The 991-nt window shown below is 73.8% G+C and carries 1 protein-coding gene; it reads right to left on the reverse strand.

What is annotated here, in order from left to right:
• Window positions 1-991: discoidin domain-containing protein (locus A5697_RS02715; RefSeq protein WP_156673104.1), on the reverse strand; the 991-nt coding region annotated here is incomplete at both ends.

Consider the following 991-nt stretch of genomic DNA (forward strand, 5'->3'; position numbering starts at 1 on the left):
GTCCCCGGGCGTGCAGTTCGGCATCACCGACCTGTCGATCACCCAGTACGACGCGTCCGGATTCGCCCACCAGCTCGGAACCCAGGTCCCAGCCCGCGACCGCCGCGCCGGGCGGCGGCCCCGGGACGCGCACGGTGTGCCGCAGGTCGAGCTGGTGGGCGAATCCGGACGCGTCGTACTGGGTGATCGACAGGTCGGTGATGCCGAACTGCACGCCCGGGGACCCGTCGTCGGTGCCCGCGGCGGTGATCCGCACCCACGGCGTCTCGCCGTAGGGCAACGCGGCGGCGAGCGGCTTGCCGGGCTCGTCGAACCGCAAGGTGGTGCTGCCGGTGGCGGTCTCGATCAGGATGCGGCGCACCTGCGCGCCGACGGCCGTCGCGCTGGGTGTCAGGGTGATCGCCGCGTTGGTGACCGGGTGGTCGAAATCGACCTGCAGCCACTGGCCCACCGCCGATTGCAGCGAGTTGGACACCCACGCGGTCGCCGGGTCGCCGTCGATGGCGGCGACGGGGGAGGTCGCCGGCGCGACGTCGGGCATCGCGGTGGAGTCCGACGACGAGCTCGACACGGTGATCCGGCCGCCGCTCCAGGCGCCGACGACCAAGTCGGCCCCGGGGACGGGATAGTCGGGCACCCGGTTGTAGGTATGCCGTGCGTCGCCCGCGGCCCGGATGGCCGACGAATGTTGGTCCACCCGGCCGTAATCGGTCTCGCGGGCCACCGGGGTGTCGGTGATGGTCACCGAGGGCACCGGCAATCCGGCGCCGCGCGCGTCGGCGGTCATCAGCGCGGGGCCCAGCGGCGGCAGGCCCTGCAGCCGGCGCCGCTCGTCGAGGCGCAGCAGCGCCTCCGGTCCGCCGTCCACCCGGGGCAACCGGTCGACGTCCGCGAAGTACGGGGCGCCCGGATCACCGGCGACCTCCACCCGGTAAACCTCTACGGCCGGGTAGCGCGGACGCAGTCCGCTGTCGGCGACAAAGCCCCACCG

It is taken from the genome of Mycobacterium sp. E3251, assembly GCF_001666835.1.
In the GTDB taxonomy this organism is placed as follows: domain Bacteria; phylum Actinomycetota; class Actinomycetes; order Mycobacteriales; family Mycobacteriaceae; genus Mycobacterium.